The organism is Chloroflexia bacterium SDU3-3 (assembly GCA_009268125.1).
In the GTDB taxonomy this organism is placed as follows: Bacteria; Chloroflexota; Chloroflexia; order Chloroflexales; family Roseiflexaceae; genus SDU3-3.
The window spans coordinates 1-15,426 of record WBOU01000011.1 but is presented as its reverse complement, the minus strand read 5'-3'; the positions used below and the strand labels follow the sequence as shown (position 1 = coordinate 15,426).

Here is a 15,426-nt window from a genome sequence, read left to right as displayed (position 1 = left end):
GGCAGATGGTTCCTCGCCCGTGTGATGCGGTGGGGGGAAGTTGGTTGCAACACAGATGCCTTTCCTAACTAGAAGCGAGATCATGCCGGTTTTGTATCAGAATGAGAACAGAGCGTGCCCACAGATAATCAATATCATAACAAGAGGATCAAAAGGTGACGGTGGCCGTAACTTCAGTCTACTTGTTTCGGTAGCATTAGCTACCCTCATAATCATACCAAAGATTTTCACAGCTTTGCTAGAGAATAACGGCGAAAAGCGCAAAGATCGGTCAGAAAATGCCACACCATGGTGATTCTGCTGTATTTATAACCGAATTTTTACTTTTTAGCGGGCCGAGTCTTTATTTACGGCGTTGCTATGTTCGTGGTCTGGTAGGGGTTGTTCATGCTGTCATTCCTGGCAGGCAGGCCCTTGCAGATCAGCAAGAAGGCATTGGTCCTATGGCGATCACGAGCAACACCTTTGTCTCATAGTTCCGTCTCGACGGAGCTTGCGCCCCAAACTCAATCCGTATTTCTCTTTGTGGTGCAGCCTTTTTTTGTTGACAATGGTCTGGATCGCGCTATCATGATACTAAGGTAACTTGATAATAAAGGAGCCTGATAATGGAAGAGGCAAGGCCATGAGCCAGCGTTGGACCCACGAGCAGATCGCCGACGAGCTGATCGTGCTGCTGCCCCTGCTGAATCGGATTGTTGCGGGCGCGGTGCGGCGCGAGACAGGCGAGGAGACCACCATGCCGCAGTTTCGCGTGCTGGGCCTGCTGGCCGAGGCGGCCCAGACATCCTCGGCCCTGGCGCGGCGGCGGCGGGTCAGCCTGCAGTCGATGGGCGAGCTGGTGCAGGCGCTGGTGCTGCGCGGCTGGGTCGAGCGCTTCCCTGCGCCCCACGACCGCCGCCAGCAGCTGCTACGCCTGAGCGAGCTTGGCCGCGCCAAATATGCGCTGGCCCAGCAGCAGACGATGCGCAGCCTGCTGCCGCTGCTGGCGGCCTTGCGCGATGATGAGATCGACGCAGTGCAGCGCGCGCTTCCTGCGCTGCACCGCATACTGACGCAGGACGAAGGGTCGCCTACCGATGGCACGAATGAAACTGACAACCCAGGCGGCGTCGAGCGCGCCTGATAGCCCCGACGCCAAAGGCGTGTCGCCAGCGCTGGCCACCTTTCTGCGTGGGTTTCGCGCGCTGCGCATCCGCAACTATCGCCTGTTCTGGTGCGGGCAGCTGATCTCGCTGATCGGCACCTGGATGCAGTCCACCGCCCAGTCGTGGCTGGTGCTCCAGCTCACGCAGTCGCCGCTGGCGCTGGGCCTGGTCACCATGCTGCAGTTCCTGCCCGCCATGCTGCTCTCGCTGTTTGGCGGGGCGATCGCCGACCGGCTGCCAAAGTACCGCGTGGTGCTGGGCACCCAGACCGCCGCGCTCATCCAGGCGGCGCTGTTCGGCGGCCTGATCGTCTCGGGCACGATCCAGCTGTGGCACGTCTACATCCTCGCGCTGGCGCTGGGCGTGATCAACGCGCTCGACACGCCGACCCGCCAGGCCTTCGTGGCCGAGCTGGTGGGGCGCGAGGATATGGCCAATGCGGTGGCGCTTAACTCGCTGCTATTCAATGGGGCGCGCATTATCGGGCCTGCCGTGGCGGGCGTGCTGATCGCCAGAATCGGCATGGCCCCAGCGTTTGTGCTCAATGCGGTCAGCTTCGTGGGCGTGCTGGCGGGCCTGCTGATGATGCGCCCGGCGGAGTTCCGCGCCGCGCCCGCCCGCCCTACGCTCTCGGTTGGCAAAAGCATCGCCGAGGCGCTGCAGTATACTTGGCGAACCCCCGCCGTGCTGCTGGTGATGCTGGTGATGGCCTTCATCGGCACGTTTGGCTACAACTTCAATGTGGTGCTGCCGCTGATCTCGGGCTTTGTGCTGCATACCAACGCCGAGGGCTTCGGAATCCTCTCGGCCTCGCTGGGCGTGGGGTCGCTGCTAGGGGCGCTGGTGGTGGCCTTCGCGGGCGAGGTGAACAACCGGCGGCTGCTGGGCGGGGCCGCGCTGTTCAGTCTGCTGCTGGGCGGGGCCGCGCTGGTATCGAACTTCTGGCTCTCGCTGCTGCTGCTGGCCGCGCTGGGCTTCGCGGGGATCATCTTCACCACCTCGGCGAACACGCTCATCCAGCTGGCGGTGCCCGATGCGCTGCGTGGCCGCGTGATGAGCCTGTACTGGCTGCTCTTCGCGGGCAGCACGCCGATCGGCTCGCTGCTGATCGGCTCGCTCTCGGATCATGTGGGGGTCTCGGCCACGCTGGTGCTGTGCGCGGCGCTGTGCATGGGCGGGGTAGGGCTGGCCACGCTCTACGAGCGGCGCATGCGAGCGCGCTAGAGGTGGGCCAGGCAGGGGCGGGGCGCATAGCCCCGCCCCTGCTTTTTTGTGGCTTGATCTGCCACAGCTGCCGACCCTGCTACTACGATAGAGGGTCGTTATTTCGCATTTCAAAGCGATAGAGCGTAATAGGGCCGTTACAGCCGCTTGCTATAGTCAGCGCCAGAGCCGTTCATAAATAAGAAGGGTATTGTGCTGGCACGAAAGGCATGAGGCTGTGGTAACGACCTACCATATCATTGTCACCGACGACACCGACAGCGTCCGGGGAATTATTACACGTATTATTGCACGCACCTACCCATCGGTGCGCATCTCCGCCGTGGCGGATGGGGCGGATGCGCTGGCGGTGTTCGACCACGAGGGTGCCGACCTGATCATCACCAATAACGAGATGCGCCGGATGGGCGGCCTAGAGCTGATCCGCGCGGTGCGCCTGCGCAATGATCGCATCCCGATCGTGATGGTTTCGGGCAACCACAGCGCACAGGATGATGCGTTTGCGGCGGGCGTCACGCTATTTGTCGAGAAGCCGTTCTCCACCGCCGAGCTGATCCGCATTCTGCAGAGCCTGCTGCCGATCAACTAGGCATCCAAGCCATGGTAGAAGGCGTGGGGCAGCAGCGCCCCACGCCTTTTTGCGTGGCTAGAGCCTGGATGCTACGCGCTGGGCGATCTCGCGCCGCTGCTCCTGCAGGGGCCGGGCCTGCTCGATCACCTGGGCCAGCAGCTCGGGGCGGGCGGTGGCGGGCGTGCCGCCTGCGAAGGGCGGCGCAGGGTCGTACTCGACCATCAGCTGGATGCGCTGGGCCACGTCGCGGCCATACAGCTCGGCGGCCACGGCCAGGGCAAAATCCACCCCCGCCGTCACGCCGCCGCCGGTGATGCGGTCGCGGTCCACCACATAGCGGGCCTCGCACGGCTCGGCCCCAAATAGCGGCAGCAGATCAAGCGACATCCAGTGGGTGGTGGCGCGGTAGCCGCGCAGCAGCCCCGCCGCGCCCAGCAGCAGCGCCCCGGTGCACACCGATGTCGTGTAGCGCGCGCCAGCGGCCTGGGCGCGCAGGAAGCCCAGCGTCGGCTCGTGCTCCATCAGCGGGGTGACACCCGGCCCGCCCGGCACCATGATCAGATCGAACTGCCCGGCCTCGTCGAAAGTCTGCTGGGGCAGGAGGCTGAGGCCGCGGTCGCTGCGCACCGGCGCCATAGTCTCGCCTAGCAGCGTGATCTTGGTGTTTGGCATGCGGGCGAAGATCTCGTAGGGGCCAGTCAGGTCGAGCTGGGTGAGGTTGGGGAAGAGCAGCATCCCGACAGACAGTCCGTGGGTCGTATTCATGATCGCTCCTTTGCATCGGTGGCTACGGGTCTCTAGTGTAGCGCATGCGACGCCAGCGGGAAACTGCCAACAGGATGGTGCGCGGGCTTTCGGGCGCGTGCTTATGTGGTTCTGAACGCAACGGCCCCGCTGGCGAAAGCTGCCAGCGGGGCCGTTGCCCACGCTGGCTAGGCGGGTAGTGTGTGGGGCTGCTGCTGCGGTGCGGCGGGCTGCTGCGGCGCGCTCGCGGGCGGGGCCAGCAGCGTGTCGAGCTGGGCGATCTGATCGGGGCTGCCGATCACGCCCAGGATGTCGCCCTCGCGCAGGCTGGTGTCTGCGGTGGGGTTGGGCATGGCCTGACCCTCGCGGATGATCGCGATCACCGATGCGCCGGTCTTCGCGCGCATGTCGGCCTCGGCGAGGCTCTGGCCCAGGGCCGGGCTGCCCGGCTCAAGCTGCCGCCATGCCACATCCAGGCCGCGCATGGCCTTGCGCAGCGTGTCGAGCGAGCGGCGCTCGGCGTCGGTGGAGAGTGTGGTGTCGTACTGGTCGTGGCGCACGGCGTCGGTGTAGGCCTGCACCTGTGTGGCGGGGTAGCCCAGGGTCAGCAGCGTGTGGCGCACCACCTCTAGCCCGCCCTCAAGCTCGGGGTGGATGACATCCTGCACGCCCTGCGCGCTCAGCCGCGTGATGCCCTCCTGGGTGGCGGCGCGGGCGATGATCGGCAGGCCGGGTGCCTCGCGGCGGGCTAGCCCCACCACCATCTCGGCGGCGGCCTCGTCGGGCAGGGTCACAACCAGGGCGCGGGCGTGGGCCAGCCCGGCGTGGCTCAGAATCTCGGAGTTGGCGGCGTCGCCGTAGAGCATGGGCACGCCCTGCTGGGCGAAGTCGGCGGCGCGCCGGGCGTCGCTCTCCAGCACCAGGTAGGGCATCTCCAGCCGCTGCAGCACGGTGACGATGTGCGCGCCCACACGGCCATAGCCCACGATCACCACGTGGTCGGCCATGTGCGGGGCCGCGAGGTCGGGCATCTGGCCCTGTCGGTCCAGCCTAGCCCACAGCCAGGGCACGCGCTGGATCAGGGCCTCGGCGCGGGGCTGCAGCTTGAACAGCAGCGGGTTGAGCACGATCGCCAGCAGCGAGCTGGCCAGGATGAGCGAGTACTGATCTTGGGAGAGGATTCCCAGCCCCACGCCCGCCTGGCCCACGATGAACGAGAACTCGCCGATCTGGCTCAGGCCAGCGGCCACCACCAGGATGGTGCGGCCCGAGCTGGGCAGCACCAGGCCTAGCAGCATGGTGATCACGGCCTTGCCCACCACCACCAGCGCCGTGAGCGCCAGTACCTGCCCGGCGTTGGCCACCAGGTAGCTGGGGTTCACCAGCATGCCCACCGACACGAAGAATACCACCGCGAAGATCTCGCGGAAGGGTAGCACCTCGGCCCCGATCTGGTGGCTCACCGACGACTCGCCCAGCACCACGCCCGCCAGGAAGGCCCCCAGCGCCAGCGACACCCCGAACAGCTCGGCGGAGCTGATGGCCGTGCCCACGGCGGCGGCCACCACCGCCAGGATGAACAGCTCGCGCGAGCCGGTGAAGGCGATCCGCGTCAGCAGCCAGGGCAGCAGCTTGCCGCCGATCAGCAGCATGGCGGCCACGAACACGGCGGCCTTGAGCAGCGGCACGCCCGCCGACTGCCACGTGATCCCGCCCTCGCCTGCGAAGAGCACCGGCAGGAACACCAGGATCAGGATGGTGGCCAGATCCTCCAGTACCAGCCAGCCCACCGCCACCTGCCCGGCCTGGGTGTTGAGCTGGCCGCTGTCCATCAGCCCGCGCAGCAGCACCACCGTGCTGGCGATCGAGATGGCTAGGCCTAGCACAAGGCTTGCAGGGATGGACCAGCCCCACAGCTGGGCCATCCCAAAGCCCAGCGCGGCGGCTATCCCCATCTGAAGTAATGCGCCAGGGATGGCGATCGAGCGCACGGCCCACAGGTCGCGCAGCGAGAAGTGCAGCCCTACGCCGAACATCAGGAAGATCACCCCCAGCTCGGCCAGCTGGCTGATGTCCTCAATATTGCCGACAAAGCCGGGGGTGAAAGGGCCGATGGCCATGCCGGCCAGCAGGTAGCCCACGATGGTGGGCAGGCCCAGGCGGCGGGCCAGCAGCCCACCGGCGAAGGCTGCGACAAGCGCCATGGCGATGTCGATCAGCAGTTGGAAGTGGTGCATAGGGTTCTCCTTCTGTCGATGGGCACGTCGGTGCAACGGCGGTCCACGGCGAAGGATTCTCCTACCCCGCAGCAATCAGCGGCCTATGGGTTGGGTGCCACTATCGCCTCACTGTTGCCAATAGTCCGTGCCAGTTCTTGTGCACAAGCGCACAGCCGAGCCTCGTCTAGCGTCTCTGGCTTGCCCAGGTAGAGCTTGTAGATCTTGCCGTGGCAGTGGCGGTAGGCCGCCCAGTAGTGCCCGCCGCGCTGCCGCCGCTCCTTGCGGGCGGTGAAGTCGCCCGCCCTGTGGGAGAAGTGGAACGAGCAGTGGGCATCCTCGGCGAGCCAGGCGAACCATGCCGCCGACCCAACGTCGATACTGATATGCTCAAGCGGGATGTGGAGGGTGCCCTGTGAAACCACAGGTGTTTTCCAAGCCATAGAGATACTCTGCGTGTGCGTGGCAGGCCGCACCATATGGGCGGCTGCCTATCGGATAAAAGTTACCCAACATTCATGGCTAGTATACCATGTGTTGGGTAACTTTCGCAAGCGGATTGGCTGCCCTTTTTGTGCTGAAATAGCAGATCGAGCCATGGCGCATGCAGATCTATAGGCTGTTGTAGAGCAGATCGAGCCAGTTAGGCTGCAAGGTGCTGCGCCGCTCGGGGGGGGCTTGTTGATTGAATTGGTAGAGTGGCACGCCGGTGATCTCATCAAAGTAGAACACCAGCTCATCGGTGATATAGTTGATCTGATCGAGCGTAGCGCGGCTGAGCGGCACCGCCGTGATGGACTGAATAAGCCCGCGCTCGATCACAACCTCGGCCCAATTTGGCCCGCTGGCGCAGCGCCCGCAGGTCCATACCTCCAGCAGATGCATTGCGGTGTGCGCCTGGGCTGGGCGCACCGCAAGGTAGCCATTGTTGGCTGGCCCGCCAGGGGCAACATCTACGCGATCTCCGACATAGAGAAGCCTGCCGCTTGGGTCGGCCTGAATGCGCGTCTGCATCAGGGCAAGCATGTCTCCCGATGCGATGGTCTGGCAGGTGGGGCAGCGCAGCTCGGCTGCAAAGGAGTCGAATTCCATGTGCTACTCTCGCGCTATCATGCGGTTCGGCTAACGTAAGAAGCTGACCCGTAGGCTGAAGGATCGGCCCTGCACGGTGATGGCGACGGTGAAGGGATTGGCCTGCGCAACCTGCGGGTTGATGTTGGCAATCCGGGCCAGCCCATTGACAATCCCTCGGTCGAAGGTCACAAAGTCGTTGGGCGTGCCGCGCTGCGATACCGCAAAGAAGGCATCGGCCACCGCGCTGCGGTCGCCCGCTGCGGCGGCGGCATCGCCACCCCCCACGGCGTTTCGCTCAAGGATGGCGACAAGGTCGGCATAGGCCTGTGTCTCGCGCGCTCCCGGCGGGATGGCGAGCGCGCTGCGGCCTGGCGCTTGGTTAAAGGATACCCCACGCCGCACCGAGTGCTCGCCAACCTCGGCGATGGTCTGGTTGGCCACCCGCAGATCAAGGTTGGGGCCATGGGTTGCCACCAGCTGATTATAGTAGTTGAGCGCGGTCTGCTCGGGCTGCGTTGGGATCTGCCCACGCGCGATCTTGTCGCGCGCATAGTGCACATACTCGATAAACTGAGTGTCGACGGTGACGCTAGTCGCCGTGAGCGCCCTCGGCGGGCCGCCCGCCGCCTGCAGCGCCTGCCCGTAGCGGGTCAGGTAGTCAAGCTCGCCTCGCCCCTGGCGGAAGAGCGCCTGCCGCCGCGCCGACTCGGCCCCCACGGCCATGCGGAACTCCCACAGGTGCTGGCCCGACACGCTTGGCGCGAGCTGGTTCAGCAGCGCTGGCCGGTAGTCGCTCAGCAGAAGCCTTGCCTGGCTGCTGGTGATCGTGCGTAGCCCAGCGGGGACGGGTGTGCTGAGCTGTGCCAGCAGCAGCGAAGCCTGCCTGCCTACGAGGCCCTCGGCTGCCCAGCGGACGGTGTCTGGCCCATAGGTGCCCACCAGCGCGCGCACCTCTGCCCCATTCAGATCGGTGCCGAGGCTGCGCAGCGCTGCCAGCCCCAGGAATTGTGGCTGGGCAAAGATCTGCAGCTCGGCTGCGCTGCTATTGGTGAGCAGGCGCTTGAGCCGATCGATCTCGATGGCGGCGATCAGCGCGCGCAGATCGTCGCCGCCGAAGGCCGTGACCAGCATGCCCACATCGGGGATCTCGCTCAGCAGCCGCCGCATGATCGGCAGCCCAAGCTCATCGACAAACTGGGCGAAGCCTCGCCCTCCCAGCATCGCGTTGAACTCAAGGAAGGCTGCCAGCTCGGCGTCGCCCATGGTGCGGGCCATGGCGAGAAATGCGGCGACCTGGGGGTCGCTCATTGCGCCCAGGGCGGCCTCAAGCTCGGGCAGGCTGCGGGTGCCGCGCACCAGCCGCTCAAGCGTGTTGAGCATTTCGCTGGAGAGCGGGGTGCCCGATTCGGCCATGCGCAGCAGGGTGGCTGGCGAGACAGCGGTGCCGCGGTCGCGCAGCGCATCCAGCAGCGGCCCGCGCAGCTCCTCGCGCAGCCGCCCCAGCCGCTGCGCAAACAGCTCGGCTTGCTCGGCGCTGGCGCTGAACCGCCGCAGCAGCGCGCTGATCTCGGCAGGGGGGCGCGTGCTGCCCAGGCCCAGCAGCGTCTCGGCCTCGGAAAGGATGCGCAGCTGGTTGTTGGTAATGATCTGCTCGATCAGGGCGTTGTCCGAGGCGCCCAGCACGCTCAGAAACGCGTTGGCTCGCCCAGGGCTGCGGGCGGCCGCCCGCAGCAGGTTCACCAGCGCGTCGTTGGTCAGCCGCCCGGCGTTGGCGGCCAGCATCCGCTCCAGGCCAGCCACCGCGCCGCGCGAAAGCTCGATCTCGGCCAGCTCGAAGATCTGGCGGAAGATGGTGACGCGCACCCCAGTCACATAGTTGTTGGATACCTGCAGGATCTTCTCGGCGATCACGCGCTGGATCTGCTGAGCGATGTCGGCATCCAGGTTGGCAAAGAGGAACCCCCGCAGCCGCGAGAGCGCGCCGGTTGATTCGGCCAGCCACTGGGTTGGCGTGATGCGGTGTTCGCGCAGCTGCAGCACAACAGCCTCGATCGTCTGCAGCGACGTTCGGCCACCGGCGCGGAAGATCGGCGCGAGCAGCAGGCTGCCTGCCAGCTCGAAGCCGATGCCGAGCACGAAGCCTAGCGCGGCGCTGCCCAGGTAGGCGCGGAGCGAGGAAAGCCCGCCGCCGTGCATAAGAATGCGCGCCAGATCCTCGACGAACAGAGCCGCTGGTCCACCCACCAGCCCGGTGAGCCCGCCCACCGCCGCCCGCGAGAGCAGCCACGCGCTCGCCAGCCGCAGGAACGAGGCCTCGGCGAGGGTTGCGGGCAAGATCCAGCGGCCCACCGCGCCGCCCACTGGCGCAATCAGGCGGAACCCGACGGCGGCCAGGTAGCCCTGGATTCCCGCTACAATAAAGCCCTCAACCGTCCAGTGGTCGTGGGTGACCATGTAGATCAGCGCCGAGATCGAGATCGAGGCCCCCACCGCGATCGGGCCGCCGCCAAGCTCGATCAGAAACGCCAGCGCCCCTAGCTCCCAGGCCAGCAGCGCCACCGCCCCAAACGAGACGATCAGCGCGGTTGTCTGGATCACATCGGCGTTCTGCGAGAAGCGATACATGAACAGCCGATACTCGAAGTCGGAGTCGCTATGCCAGCCGCGCGAGTCGGCGATCTCATTCCACTGGCCGCCATTTTCGCGGTACACAGTCACATACTCGACCTCGTATTTCTCGACGCCATCTACTGTGATCTGGCGCACGCCGAGCAGCCGCACGCTCTCTTCATAATCGATTGTCTCACGGTCTTCCTCGCGGATGCCGCCGATGGCCCGCACGGCGTCGCCGGTGATCTTGCGGGCCAGCTCCTCCTGGGTGTAGGTGGCGGTGTCCTCGCCGGATGCGATGCGGCCAGCCTGCAAGATCGACTGGCGGCTCATCTCCTGCGATAGCTCGGCCTGGCGGGCGGCCTTGAGCCGCTCGACGCTTTCGTCGCGCAGGTAGGCACCGCGCACGTCGCCTGCGACCTGCCCCACGGCCAGCTGGTCGGTGCCATCAAGCAGCACCGCAGGGGTCTGGCCGATGACGTAGCGATGCTCCTGGTGGCTCTGGCGCATGGTGTTGAGCTGGCGGATGGCGGCCTGCACCCGCGCATCGCTGCGGTAGCGCGTGTCGAGCGCGAGCCGCACGAGCAGCGCGATCGTGGTGAAATGGTTGCTCTCCCCCACCTGGGTGAAGAGCCGCGAGACATCATCGCCGGTGCGGGTGGCCAGGTCGTCGAGCACAAGCTCGAAGAAATGGGCCTGGCCGAGGAACTCGCGCAGCACGCTTTCCACCGAGAAGGCCCAGGTCAGCCGGTCGTGCGGCCCATCCATCAGCGCCACCAGGCGGTCGGCGCGCTGCCGTGCGGCGGTCTGGTTGTTCTCTTGGATGGCCTGCTCACGTGCCGCGCGGGCCGCCAGCACTGCGGCCACGGCCTCGGCGCGCCGCGTCTCGTCAAGGGCGGGCAGGTAGTACAGCGCCACCAGCCCAGCGTAGACATGCCCTGGCGTGAGCACCTGCTGGGTGGCGAGCTGGGCCTGCACCTCGCGCCCGGTCTGATTCTGCGGCAGCTGGATGCCCAGCGTGCTGGTCATGTCATCGACCGCCTCGGACAGGATGGCGCGAAACCGAAAGTACGCCGCGTGGGCGGGCTTCCGCTGGGCGCTCTCGTAGGTGCGCTGCTCGTCGAAGGGGTGGAGGAAGGCTCGCTCGACGCGCAGGATGGCGGCGGTGCCGCTGAGGCTGGTGCCGCCATACACGCGGGAGAGGATCTCGAGCCGATCCTCGCGCGTTATACCCTCGGGCGTGCCGGTGGGGAAGAGCAGGCGATCAATGGTCTCGCGGTCGCGCTGGATCATGTAGAAGTTCGACCGGTAGAATCGCAGCACGGCCTCGCTGCTTGCCCTGGTCGGCCACTGGGCGATGATGCGCGGGCGCAGCACATCGGCCAGCGCGTTTACCGTTGCGAGCGCGGTGCCCCGTGGGTTGCTGGTTGCCCACGCGATGTCGAACCCCGCCCCCTGGATGGCAGGTATGTCGGCGGCGTACTCATCCTGGTGCTGGGCGATCTGTCGCAGCACCAGGAAGGTCCGTGGTCCAAAGATTCCATCGGGGTCGAGGCGGCTATGGATGGTGCGCTGGTCAAGCCTGCGCGAGCGCAGCAGGCGCTGCAGCTCAAGGGTGCGGTTGGCGTAGGCGATCGGCTGTTCGGTCGGGTTGTAGGTTCGGATGATCTGAAGGCTTGCTAGCTCAAGCCGATTCCACCAGAAGACATTGCGCTCGCGCGCCACCTGCATCCGGATCGCGCGGTTGGGCGTGGCTTCGTCGGCGGTGGCTGGGGCCGCGCCGCCGACGCTCTGCCGCTGGATCGGCGGGCGCGGCACGCCCGCGCGGCCCTGCTGGATGACGTGGGCAAGCTCGTGGGCGAGCAGCCTGCGGCCCGTGGGCGAGCCGGGCTGGAACTGGCCGGGGGCGAAGATGATCTGGTGGCCGACGGTGTAGGCCAGCGCGCCGAGGTCGCGGGCGGACTGTGCGGCCTCTGTGCCGGTGTGCACGCGCACCTGGCTGAAGTCGGCCCCCATGCGCGGTTCGAGGTGCGAGCGGACGGCGGCGCTGAGCGGCTGGCCCGGGCTGCGCAGCGCGGCGGCGACTGTGGCCTGCGCTGCGGCGGCGCTGGCAGTGGCCCTTGCGGCGCGGCGGGCCTTGCAGGTGGCGCACTCGCCGTCGGGGCCGATCTGGCCGCCGCAGGCGCAGCGCTGGATGTGCGGCTGGGCTGGGGCGGCCTGCGTGGCCTGCTCGGCCACGGCCTCGGCCTCGCGCTCGTCGGCGTCGCCGGGCTGGCTGATCGCAAGCTTGGCCTGGATGGGCGCAGTTGCCATGTCGGTGGCCAGCGTAATTCCCCCGGGGCGGCTCTCGTTGGCTGGCCCTGCCGCAGCCGAGGGCAGCCGCGTCTGCGCGCCACCGCCATCTTCCGCCGCGCCATCAGGCGAAATATCTGCGATCGGTGTCTCGCTATCATCGGCGCTGCCGGGTGAGGCAGCTTGCTCGCCTGCGTCGTCTCGCGCAGCGCCGCTCTCGACCTGCGGGTCGGGGGATCGCATCACCCGCTCGGCCACGGCGTCGGCCTCGCGCTCGTCGGGGTCGCCTGGCTGGCTGACTTCGAGCTTGGCCTGGGCGACCGGGCTTGCCGCGGCGTCCCCCTGCGCTATGGCAGATCTTTCTTGCGCGGGGCTGGCCTCCGGATCGTTTGCGGCCAGTGCAGGCACCAGTATGGGCGATAGCTCGGGGAAGAACGCGATGATCAGCGCGATCAGCGCGGCGACGGCGGCGAAGAGGGTGACTTTTAGCCAGTCGGTGCGGATGCACAGCTGGTACACGATCAGGCCCGATCGGTATCGCCACACGCCCAGCGAGAACTCGACCGGCACCCCCCCAACGCTTGTAGAGCCGATAGGTATGTGCGATGAAGGCGTATACGATGTGCCATAGACATAGGGTAGGGCGATCAGATTCATGTAGAAGTCGATGATGGTGAGATCCCTAATGCCCGAGGTTACTCCCGAGAGTGATGCGGGTTTAACCTCCTCGTACTCCTGCCGGGTAGCATCGTGGATGAGCATGTCTGGCCGCTTGAGTGTGGTGGCGATGAAGGCGCGCGCGAATCGCCCCATGCCCGGATTCTTGCGTTTGATGAAGCGGCTGAATTTCGGATCGATCGGCCCAGCAAACGAATCATCGAAGTACACATCGGATGCTCCAGCACCCATGCGAGCGAGGTAGTCGGCGGCTATGAGTTTGTGCGCAATGATCCCGAATGCCGAGGCGAGGAGGGGGTTGGGCGCAAATGCATGGCCAGGATTGTAGCAGAGCGTGCCCATCGCGCGCTGGATGCGCGGCGTGGCCCGCCGCACCACGAGCCTGCTGTGGGCCGCGCCCTGCTGGATGACGTGGGCAAGCTCGTGGGCGAGCAGCCTGCGGCCCGCGTGAGAGTCGGGCTGGAACTGGCCGGGGGCGAAGACGATCTGGTGGCCGACAGTGTAGGCCAGCGCGCCGAGGTCGCGGGCGGACTGTGCGGCCTCTGTGCCGGTGTGCACGCGCACCTGGCTGAAGTCGGCCCCCATGCGCGGCTCAAGGTGCGAGCGGACGGCGGCGCTGAGCGGCTGGCCCGGGCTGCGCAGCGCCGCCGCGACCGAGGGCGGCGCGCCACTGGGGATGCTGGCGGCGGGTGTGGCGGTGCGGCGCTGGGCTTTGCAGGCGGCGCACTCGCCATCGGGGCCGATCTGGCCGCCGCAGGCGCAGCGCTGGATGTGCGGCTGGGCTGGGGCTGGCTGCATGGCCTGCTCGGCCACGGCATCGGCCTCGCGCTCGTCGGCGTCGCCCGGCTGGCTGATCGCAAGCTTGGCCTGGATGCCTTGCGCTAGGCCAAAGAGCGGCGCAGTCCACAACGGGTGTATGGCGGGTATGGCCTGCGCTATGCGCGGCTGCGCAGCCCGCGCCGGAGCCGTGTCATGGCTGGGCGCGCTTGCGGTCGGGTTTGCTTTGGATGGGCTGGGGGAGGTGCTGGCTGCACGTGCTGCGCTTTTCGACATAGCGCCCCTCTGCTGGCAGTGTTATCGGTGGATATGTGCGGTACACGCTATGGCGTGCTGAGTTTATCGATATGCTGTTTGGCTCGGCTGTGTTGCCAGCTGATCCTAGCAAGCGGGCGTCTCTGGGGTGTCTTGCAACGGTCTTAGAAAGGTCTTTTGCATAGATATTTTCGAAGACAGAATATGAGGTGGAAGGATTTGTCGTGGTGGTGGAGCGATGCGCCGTGGTGGTGGATGGACGACCGCTGGGGGTGGATGGACGACCGCTGGGGGTGGATGGACGACCGCTGGGGGTGGATGGACGACCGCTGGGGGTGGATGAACGACCGCTGGGGGTGGATGAACGACCGCTGGGGGTGGATGAACGACCGCTGGGGGTGGATGGACGACCGCTGGGGGTGGATGGACGACCGCTGGGGGTGGATGGACGATCGCTGGGGGTGGACACACGCCTGCTTGGATGTGGCCCAAGCAGGCGTGTTGCTCGTGGGTGCTAGGCCAGCGTGATCGCGACCTCGCTGACGCCCGCCGCCGGGGTGAGCAGGGTATCATTGCCCTCGGTGGCCAGCGCGCCGCCCTGGGCCGCCGTGGCGGCCTGGCCCACCAGGCGCAGCGCCCAGCCCGCCGGGCCATCCCAGGCCACGGTCAGGGTGTCGCCGGTGCGGCGCACCGTCGCAGTGGCCGCCACCTCGCCGGTGGTGGTCGGGATCGTCACCGTGCGCGCGTCGCCGTCGGCGAAGGCGTAGACCGCCAGCGTCACGCCCTCGGCGTAGGCGTAGGCGGGCTGCTGGTCGTTCGCGCCCAGCGGCAGCACCGTGCCGGGCCGCACCAGCAGCGGCAGGCTCAGCACGCCGTGCGTCTCGGTGCGCCACGCTGGGCCACTCAGCTCCTCGCCGCTCAGCAGGCTGGTCCAGCGCCCAGCGGGCACGTAGTACGTCACCTTGCCCTCGGCGCTGAACACCGGCGCCACCAGCAGCGCGTCGCCCAGCATGTACTGGCGGTCCAGCGTGGCCGAGGCCGGGTCGTCCGGGAACTCCAGCAGCATCGCGCGCATCACCGGCACGCCCTGCGTGTGGGCCTCCACCGCGCGGGCGTAGAGGTAGGGCATCAGGCGGCACTTCAGCGTGGTGAACTGCCGCAGCACGTCGACCGCCTCCTCGTCGAACAGCCAGGGCACGCGGTAGGAGGACGAGCCGTGCAGGCGGCTGTGCGAGGACAGCAGGCCAAAGGCGATCCAGCGCTTGTAGAGCGCGGTGTTGGGCATGCCCTCGAACCCGCCGATGTCGTGGCTCCAGAAGCCGAAGCCCGAGAGGCCCAGCGAGAGGCCGCCGCGCAGGCTCTCGGCCATGGAGGGGAAGGTCGAGTCGTTGTCACCGCCCCAGTGCACGGGGTACTGCTGGCCGCCCGCCGTGGCCGAGCGGGCGAACACCACCGCCTCGCCCTTGCCGCGGCCTTCCTCTAGCACATCAAACACCACCTGGTTGTAGCGCTGGGTGTAGTAGTTGTGCATCTTCTGCGGGTCGGCGCCGTCGAAGTACACGGCGTCGGTGGGGATGCGCTCGCCGAAGTCGGTCTTGAAGGTATCGACGCCCATGGCCATCAGGCCGCGCAGCTTGTCGGCGAACCAGGCGCAGGCGGCGGGGTTGGTGAAGTCGACGATCGCCATGCCGGGCTGCCAGAGATCCCACTGCCAGACGTCGCCGTTGGCGCGCTTGATCAGGTAGCCATTGGCCGCGCCCTCGGCGAAGAGCGGGGAGCGCTGGGCGATGTAGGGGTTGATCCAGGCCGAGATGTGCAGGCCGCGGGCCTTGAGGCG

Annotated in this window: 10 protein-coding genes; 4 read left to right on the top strand and 6 right to left on the bottom strand. The window is 66.9% G+C overall.

The window, feature by feature from the left end; genetic code table 11:
- The first annotated feature begins 625 nt into the window (after positions 1 to 625).
- From F8S13_17770 to F8S13_17760, 3 genes are all read left to right on the top strand, one after another.
- Entirely contained in the window at positions 626 to 1,126 is a 501-nt protein-coding gene (locus F8S13_17770) for a MarR family transcriptional regulator (protein ID KAB8141592.1), read from the top strand.
- The gene (locus F8S13_17765) at positions 1,080 to 2,372 is read left to right on the top strand and encodes an MFS transporter (protein ID KAB8141591.1); all 1,293 of its coding nucleotides are present in this window, start codon (positions 1,080 to 1,082) and stop codon (positions 2,370 to 2,372) included. Before F8S13_17770 ends, F8S13_17765 begins: the two co-directional genes overlap by 47 nt.
- A 178-nt stretch (positions 2,373 to 2,550) precedes the next feature.
- Positions 2,551 to 2,961, top strand: a complete 411-nt coding sequence (locus tag F8S13_17760) for a response regulator (GenBank protein KAB8141590.1) — start codon at positions 2,551 to 2,553, stop codon at positions 2,959 to 2,961.
- A gap of 57 nt (positions 2,962 to 3,018) precedes the next feature.
- Here F8S13_17760 and F8S13_17755 read toward each other — a convergent pair whose 3' ends face one another.
- The 5 genes from F8S13_17755 to F8S13_17735 all read right to left on the bottom strand — a co-directional run bounded on the left by F8S13_17755 (position 3,019) and on the right by F8S13_17735 (position 13,610).
- Positions 3,019 to 3,708 (bottom strand): DJ-1/PfpI family protein, encoded by a 690-nt coding sequence (locus F8S13_17755; GenBank protein ID KAB8141589.1) that lies wholly within the window; start codon positions 3,706 to 3,708, stop codon positions 3,019 to 3,021.
- Between the two features lie 167 nt (positions 3,709 to 3,875).
- Positions 3,876 to 5,924, bottom strand: a complete 2,049-nt coding sequence (locus F8S13_17750; GenBank protein ID KAB8141588.1) for a sodium:proton exchanger — start codon at positions 5,922 to 5,924, stop codon at positions 3,876 to 3,878.
- Between the two features lie 83 nt (positions 5,925 to 6,007).
- On the bottom strand, positions 6,008 to 6,328 hold the full coding sequence (locus F8S13_17745; protein KAB8141587.1) for a hypothetical protein: 321 nt from the start codon (positions 6,326 to 6,328) through the stop codon (positions 6,008 to 6,010).
- Positions 6,329 to 6,515: 187 nt separating this feature from the next.
- A complete protein-coding gene (locus F8S13_17740) occupies positions 6,516 to 6,995 on the bottom strand; it encodes a hypothetical protein (protein ID KAB8141586.1) in 480 nt (159 codons plus the stop codon).
- 30 nt (positions 6,996 to 7,025) lie between these two features.
- A complete protein-coding gene (locus F8S13_17735) occupies positions 7,026 to 13,610 on the bottom strand; it encodes a DUF4157 domain-containing protein (GenBank protein ID KAB8141585.1) in 6,585 nt (2,194 codons plus the stop codon).
- A gap of 314 nt (positions 13,611 to 13,924) precedes the next feature.
- On the opposite strand from F8S13_17735, the gene F8S13_17730 reads away from it, so the two are divergent.
- Positions 13,925 to 14,107 (top strand): hypothetical protein, encoded by a 183-nt coding sequence (locus F8S13_17730; protein KAB8141584.1) that lies wholly within the window; start codon positions 13,925 to 13,927, stop codon positions 14,105 to 14,107.
- Here the strand turns inward: F8S13_17730 and yicI are convergent.
- Positions 14,104 to 15,426, bottom strand: a 1,323-nt coding sequence (yicI, locus tag F8S13_17725) for an alpha-xylosidase (GenBank protein KAB8141583.1), incomplete at its 5' end; no start/stop codon positions are given. The genes F8S13_17730 and yicI overlap by 4 nt on opposite strands.